The sequence below is a fragment of the Streptomyces sp. genome, assembly GCF_031181705.1.
Classification (GTDB): Bacteria; Actinomycetota; Actinomycetes; order Streptomycetales; family Streptomycetaceae; genus Streptomyces.
The window spans coordinates 1-6,667 of the sequence record NZ_JAPSKN010000213.1 but is presented as its reverse complement, the minus strand read 5'-3'; the positions used below and the strand labels follow the sequence as shown (position 1 = coordinate 6,667).

Annotated in this window: 5 protein-coding genes; all 5 read left to right on the top strand. The window is 69.5% G+C overall.

Annotated elements, in window-relative coordinates:
- A partial coding sequence (locus RIN80_RS25665) for a substrate-binding domain-containing protein (RefSeq protein ID WP_309098025.1) occupies positions 1-465 on the top strand: 465 nt, incomplete at its 5' end.
- 184 nt (positions 466-649) lie between these two features.
- Positions 650-1,441 (top strand): ATP-binding cassette domain-containing protein, encoded by a 792-nt coding sequence (locus tag RIN80_RS25660; RefSeq protein ID WP_298568213.1) that lies wholly within the window; start codon positions 650-652, stop codon positions 1,439-1,441.
- Entirely contained in the window at positions 1,438-2,736 is a 1,299-nt protein-coding gene (locus RIN80_RS25655; protein ID WP_309098024.1) for a sugar ABC transporter permease, read from the top strand. The genes RIN80_RS25660 and RIN80_RS25655 overlap by 4 nt, the downstream gene beginning before the upstream one ends.
- A gap of 189 nt (positions 2,737-2,925) precedes the next feature.
- The gene (dxs, locus tag RIN80_RS25650) at positions 2,926-4,848 is read left to right on the top strand and encodes a 1-deoxy-D-xylulose-5-phosphate synthase (protein WP_309098023.1); all 1,923 of its coding nucleotides are present in this window, start codon (positions 2,926-2,928) and stop codon (positions 4,846-4,848) included.
- 147 nt (positions 4,849-4,995) lie between these two features.
- Positions 4,996-6,513 (top strand): amino acid permease, encoded by a 1,518-nt coding sequence (locus tag RIN80_RS25645; RefSeq protein ID WP_309098022.1) that lies wholly within the window; start codon positions 4,996-4,998, stop codon positions 6,511-6,513.
- Positions 6,514-6,667 lie beyond the last annotated feature (154 nt).

Genomic DNA, 6,667 nt, shown 5'->3' with positions numbered 1-6,667 from the left:
GAGAACGCCAACGCCAACATGGAGGGCGCCATCTCCGCCCTCGGCAAGGACAAGATCGTCGGCGTCTACTCCGCCAACGACGGCATGGCGGGCGGCATCATCACCGCCCTGAAGGCCGCCGGCATCGCCGACATCCCCGTCACCGGCCAGGACGCCGAGCTCTCCGGCGTGCAGCGCATCGTCACCGGTGAGCAGTACATGAGCGTCTACAAGCCCTACCCCCAGGAGGCGGACGTCGCGGCCGAGATGGCCGTCGCCCTCGCCCAGGGCAAGTCGCTCGACTCGATCGCCAAGGACAAGGTCGACAGCCCGACCACCAAGGCCATCCCGTCCGTCCTGGTCCCGGTCGTCTCGCTGACCAAGGACAACATCAAGGACACCGTCATCAAGGACGGCATCTACACCGTGAACGAGATCTGCGCGGGCAAGTACAAGTCCGCCTGCGACAAGATCGGCCTCAACTAAGCAGCCGCCAGGTCCGATGAAGACACCAGGGAGTCCGCCCGGACTCCCCGAACTCCCACGGACCGGCTGCCCCGAGTTCCTCCGGCGCCCCGCCTCACCAGCCCCGCAAGCTCCGCGGGGCGCCGGAGTGATCACTCCTCCCACACTTCTGCACAACCTCCCGCCGGGTCAGGCGGCGAAGGAGATGGTTCACGTGTCCGCTACGCCCGTGCTGGCGTTGCGCGGGGTCTCCAAGCGGTTCGGTGCCGTACAGGCGCTCACCGACGTAGAGCTTGAGGTCCACGCCGGTGAGGTGGTCGCCCTGGTGGGCGACAACGGCGCCGGAAAGTCCACGCTGGTCAAGACGATCGCCGGCGTGCACCCCATCGATGAGGGCGTCATCGAATGGGACGGCAGGTCCGTCCAGATCAACAAGCCGCACGACGCCCAGAACCTGGGCATCGCGACCGTCTACCAGGACCTCGCGCTGTGCGACAACATCGACGTCGTCGGCAACCTCTACCTGGGCCGGGAGCTGCGCAAGCGCGGCATCCTGGACGAGGTGGAGATGGAGCGCCGCTCCCGCGAGCTCCTCGACACGCTGTCGATCCGCATCCCCAGCGTGCGCATCCCGATCGCCTCGCTCTCCGGTGGTCAGCGCCAGACCGTGGCCATCGCCCGGTCCATGCTCGGAGAGCCCAAGCTGGTCATCCTCGACGAGCCCACCGCCGCGCTCGGCGTCGAGCAGACCGCCCAGGTCCTCGACCTGGTCGAGCGGCTGCGCGAACGCGGTCACGCCGTGATCCTGATCAGCCACAACATGGCCGACGTCAAGGCCGTGGCGGACAAGGTCGCCGTGCTGCGCCTCGGGCGCAACAACGGCGTCTTCGAGGTCAAGTCGACCTCGCAGGAAGAGATCATCTCCGCCATCACCGGCGCCACCGACAACGCCGTGACCCGCCGTGCGGCGCGCACGAACGGGGAGGTTTCCAAGTGAGCATCGACAAGACCTCCGCGGCTCCGGGAGCCGAAGAGCACGTCGTGGAGAACCCCGAGGCGGCCAAGGCCGCCGTCACGGTCGTCGACCCGCGGCTGCTGGTGCGCGAGCAGGGCCTCGCGGGCTACGTCACCGAGTTCAAGCGGAAGATGAAGTCCGGTGACCTGGGTTCCATCCCGGTCGTCATCGGCCTGGCGATCATCTGGCTCATCTTCACGAGCCTGAACTCCAACTTCCTCACCGCGGGCAACCTGTCCGACATGTCCGTCGCCATGGTCGGCACGGGCATGATCGCCGTCGGCATCGTGTTCGTGCTGCTGCTCGGCGAGATCGACCTGTCGGTCGGCTCGGTGTCCGGTGTCGCCGGTGCGACCTTCGCGGTGCTGAACGTCACCAACGGCATGAACGAATGGCTCGCCTTCGTGCTGGCCATCCTCACCGGCACGGTCGCCGGCGTGCTGCACGGCTTCTTCTTCGCGAAGATCGGCGTCCCCGCCTTCGCCGTCACCCTGGCCGGTCTGCTGTTCTGGAACGGCTTCATGCTCCAGATCCTGGGCGACAACGGCACGATCAACCTCGACCCGGACGGGGTCGTGGCCCAGCTGACCAGCTACTACTTCTCCGACGTGGCCGCCGCGTACGCGCTGGCCGCGGTGGTGACCGCCGGGTACTTCCTCAGCTCCTTCTACGGCAACCGCCGCCGCGAGGCCGCGGGTGTGCCGTCCCGGCCGCTGAGCGAGACCATCGTGCGCACGGTGCTGCTGGCGATCCTCGCCTTCGCCGTCGCCATCGTCTTCAACCAGTACAAGGGCCTGCCGCTCGCCGTGGTGATCTTCATCGTGGTGCTGCTGGTCACGGACTTCGTGCTGCGGCGCACGGCGTACGGCCGCAAGGTGTTCGCGCTCGGCGGCAGCGTCGAGGCCTCGCGCCGGGCCGGCATCAACGTGGAGATGGTCCGGATCTCGGTCTTCGCGATCTCCGGCACCTTCGCCGCGGTGGGCGGCCTGTTCATCGCCTCGAAGATCGCGGCGGCCAACCAGGGCGCCGGCGGCGGTGACCTGCTGATGAACGCGATCGCCGCGGCGGTGATCGGTGGCACGTCGCTCTTCGGTGGCCGCGGCCGCACGTGGAACGCGCTGCTCGGTGTGCTGGTGATCGTCTCGATCCAGTACGGCCTCGCCCTGGAGGGCATCGCCTCCCCGGTGCAGTACATGATCACCGGTGGTGTGCTCCTCGCCACGGTCGTCATCGACGCGGTGACGCGCAAGACGCAGAAGACCGCGGGTCGCGCGTAGCGCCGAAGACCCTCACTGTGCCCGGCACCGACAGGTGCCGGGCACAGTCGTGTCGTAGGCGGGGCCCAAGTTGGGTACAGCCGAATGCGTGACGTATGACGCACGGCCTCGGCGCGGTCCCCTGGGGCGGAACATTAGACTCGACACGCCCGGCAACAGCTCGATCAGCTCTACTGCAAGGAGGCACGGGTGCCGCTGCTGACCCGTATCAGGGGACCGCGCGATCTGGACCGGCTCAGCCTGGAGGAGCTGAACCAGCTGGCGGAGGAGATCCGGACCTTCCTTGTCGAAGCGGTCTCCAAGACCGGCGGTCACCTCGGCCCCAACCTCGGCGTGGTGGAGCTCACCATCGCCCTGCACCGGGTCTTCGAATCGCCCAGGGACAAGGTGCTGTGGGACACCGGACACCAGTCCTACGTCCACAAACTGCTCACCGGCCGCCAGGACTTCTCCCGGCTGAAGATGAAGGGCGGCCTGTCCGGCTACCCCTCGCAGGCCGAGTCCGAGCACGACGTCATCGAGAACTCGCACGCCTCGACCGTCCTCGGCTGGGCCGACGGCATCGCCAAGGCCAACCAGCTCATGAGGCGCGACGACCACGTCGTGGCCGTCATCGGCGACGGCGCGCTGACCGGCGGCATGGCCTGGGAGGCGCTGAACAACATCGCCGACGCCAAGGACCGCCCGCTCGTCATCGTCGTCAACGACAACGAGCGCTCCTACGCGCCGACCATCGGCGGCCTCGCCAACCACCTGGCGACCCTGCGCACCACCGACGGCTACGAGCGCTTCCTCGCCCGCACCAAGGAGGTCCTGGAGCGCACCCCGGTCGTCGGCCGGCCGCTCTACGACACCCTGCACGGCGCCAAGAAGGGCCTGAAGGACTTCATCGCCCCGCAGGGCATGTTCGAGGACCTGGGCCTGAAGTACGTCGGCCCGATCGACGGCCACGACATCGAGGCCCTGGAGTCCGCCCTGGCCCGCGCCAAGCGGTTCGGCGGGCCCGTCATCGTGCACTGCCTCACCGAGAAGGGCCGCGGCTACCAGCCCGCCCTCCAGGACGAGGCGGACCGCTTCCACGCCGTCGGCAAGATCCACCCCGACACGGGCCTGCCGATCGCCAGCTCCGGCGCCGACTGGACCTCCGTCTTCGGCGAGGAGATGGTGAAGCTCGGCGAGGAGCGCGAGGACATCGTCGCCATCACCGCCGCCATGCTCCAGCCGGTGGGCCTGGACAAGTTCGCCAAGCGCTTCCCGGAGCGGGTCTACGACGTCGGCATCGCCGAACAGCACGGCGCCGTCTCCGCCGCGGGCCTGGCCACGGGCGGCGTGCACCCGGTGTTCGCCGTCTACGCCACCTTCCTCAACCGCGCCTTCGACCAGGTGCTGATGGACGTCGCCCTGCACAAGTGCGGCGTCACCTTCGTCCTGGACCGGGCCGGGATCACCGGCACCGACGGGGCCTCCCACAACGGCATGTGGGACATGTCGATCCTCCAGGTGGTGCCCGGGCTGCGGCTGGCCGCGCCGCGCGACGCCGACCAGGTCCGCGCCCAGCTGCGCGAGGCCGTCGCCGTCGAGGACGCGCCGACCGTGGTCCGCTTCTCCAAGGGCGCCGTCGGCCCCGCCGTACCGGCCGTGCGCCGCGTCGGCGGGATGGACGTGCTGCGTGAGCCCGGCACCGACCGGCCCGACGTGCTGCTGGTCTCCGTCGGCGCCCTCGCGCCGATGTGCCTGGAGGTCGCCGGACTGCTCGACAAGCAGGGCATCTCCACGACCGTGGTCGACCCGCGCTGGGTCAAACCCGTCGACGAGGCCATGGCCCCGCTCGCCGAGCGGCACCGCGTGGTCGTCACCGTCGAGGACAACAGCCGGGTCGGCGGGGTCGGCTCGGCGATCGCGCAGGCGCTGCGCGACGCGGGCGTCGACGTCCCCCTGCGGGACTTCGGCATCCCGCCGCGCTTCCTCGACCACGCCTCGCGCGCGGAGGTGCTCACCGAGATCGGACTCACCGCGCCGGACATCGCCCGGCAGGTGACCGGCCTGGTCGCCAAGCTGGACGGACGCTACGAGCGGGCCACGGTCGACTCCGTGGAGCCCGCGCGCGACTGACGCCCACCCGGTACCGCCGAATGGGCCGGTTCCGCCCCCGACAAGGGTGGTGAAACCGGCCCATTGGCGTGATTCCATCGCTGTCGGGGCATACGGATGGTGCCCCCTCTCGATCATGTCGAGGACGACAAGCGTGGGAGGTACCCCGTGAGCAGCACCCTCTTCCGGACGAAGAAGGTCGAGCAGTCCATCCTCGATACCGAGGAGCCAGAGCACGCGCTCAAGAAGTCCTTGTCCGCGCTCGATCTGACCGTCTTCGGCGTCGGTGTGATCATCGGCACCGGCATCTTCGTCCTCACCGGCACCGTCGCCAAGAACAACGCCGGGCCCGCGGTGGCCCTGGCGTTCGCGGCGGCCGGCGTCGCCTGTGCGCTGGCAGCGCTCTGCTACGCCGAGTTCGCGTCCACGGTCCCGGTCGCCGGGTCCGCCTACACGTTCTCGTACGCCTCCCTCGGGGAACTGCCCGCCTGGATCATCGGCTGGGACCTGGTCCTGGAGTTCGCGCTCGGGACGGCGGTGGTGGCCGTCGGCTGGTCGGGGTACATCCAGTCGCTCATGGACAACGCCGGATGGCAGATGCCGGCGGCCCTGGGCAGTCGGGAGGGCGCCGACGGCTTCGGCTTCGACATCCTCGCCGCCGTGCTCGTGCTGGTCCTCACGGTCATCCTCGTCCTCGGCATGAAGCTGTCGGCGCGCATCACCTCGCTCGTCGTCGCCATCAAGGTCACGGTCGTGCTCGTGGTGATCATCGCGGGCGCGTTCCTCATCAAGGGTGAGAACTACGACCCGTTCATCCCGAAGGAGAAGCCGGTGGAGGCCGGGGCGAGTCTCGACTCGCCGCTGATCCAGCTGATGTTCGGCTGGGCGCCGTCCAACTTCGGCGTGATGGGCATCTTCACCGCAGCCTCGGTCGTGTTCTTCGCCTTCATCGGCTTCGACGTGGTGGCCACGGCCGCCGAGGAGACGCGCAACCCGCAGCGCGACATGCCGCGGGGCATCCTCGGCTCCCTGCTGATCTGCACCACGCTGTACGTGCTCGTCTCGATCGTGGTCACCGGCATGCAGCACTACACCCGGCTGTCCGTGGACGCGCCGCTGGCCGACGCGTTCAAGGCCACGGGACACCCGTGGTACGCGGGCTTCATCAGCTTCGGGGCCGCGGTCGGTCTGACGACGGTGTGCATGATCCTGCTGCTCGGGCAGACGCGGGTGTTCTTCGCCATGAGCCGTGACGGGCTGCTGCCGCGGTTCTTCTCGCGCGTCCACCCCCGGTTCAAGACGCCGCACCGGCCGACCATCCTGCTCGGTGTGATCATCGCGATCCTGGCCGGCTTCACGCCGCTGACGGAACTCGCCGCCCTGGTGAACATCGGCACGCTGTTCGCCTTCGTGGTCGTCGCGATCGGCGTGCTCGTCCTGCGCCGGACCCGCCCCGACCTGCCCCGGGCCTTCCGCACCCCGTGGGTCCCGGTCATCCCGATCCTGTCGGTGTGCGCCTCCCTGTGGCTGATGATCAACCTGCCCGCCGAGACGTGGGTCCGGTTCGGCATCTGGATGGCGGCCGGCTTCCTGGTGTACTTCCTCTACGGCCGCACCCACAGCCGCCTGGCTCGCGCCGGAACCGCCGAGGAGCAGCCGACCGCGGGCGGCGGCACGACGCCTTAGCCGCCACGGAACCCGGGCCGCCAAGGGCGGCCCGGGCACCAGGATTGCCGCACGGCACACCGAGGGCGGCGGCCGCCCCCGACACGCCGGGGGCGGCGGCCGACCGCACGGCCCTCAGGCTGCTGCCGACCCGCGACGGCCGCACGGCACGGCC

Bases quoted from the DNA above. Each gene is read 5' to 3' on its own strand.
- RIN80_RS25660 (WP_298568213.1), top strand. From the start codon at position 650: ATGGTTCACGTGTCCGCTACGCCCGTGCTGGCGTTGCGCGGGGTCTCC.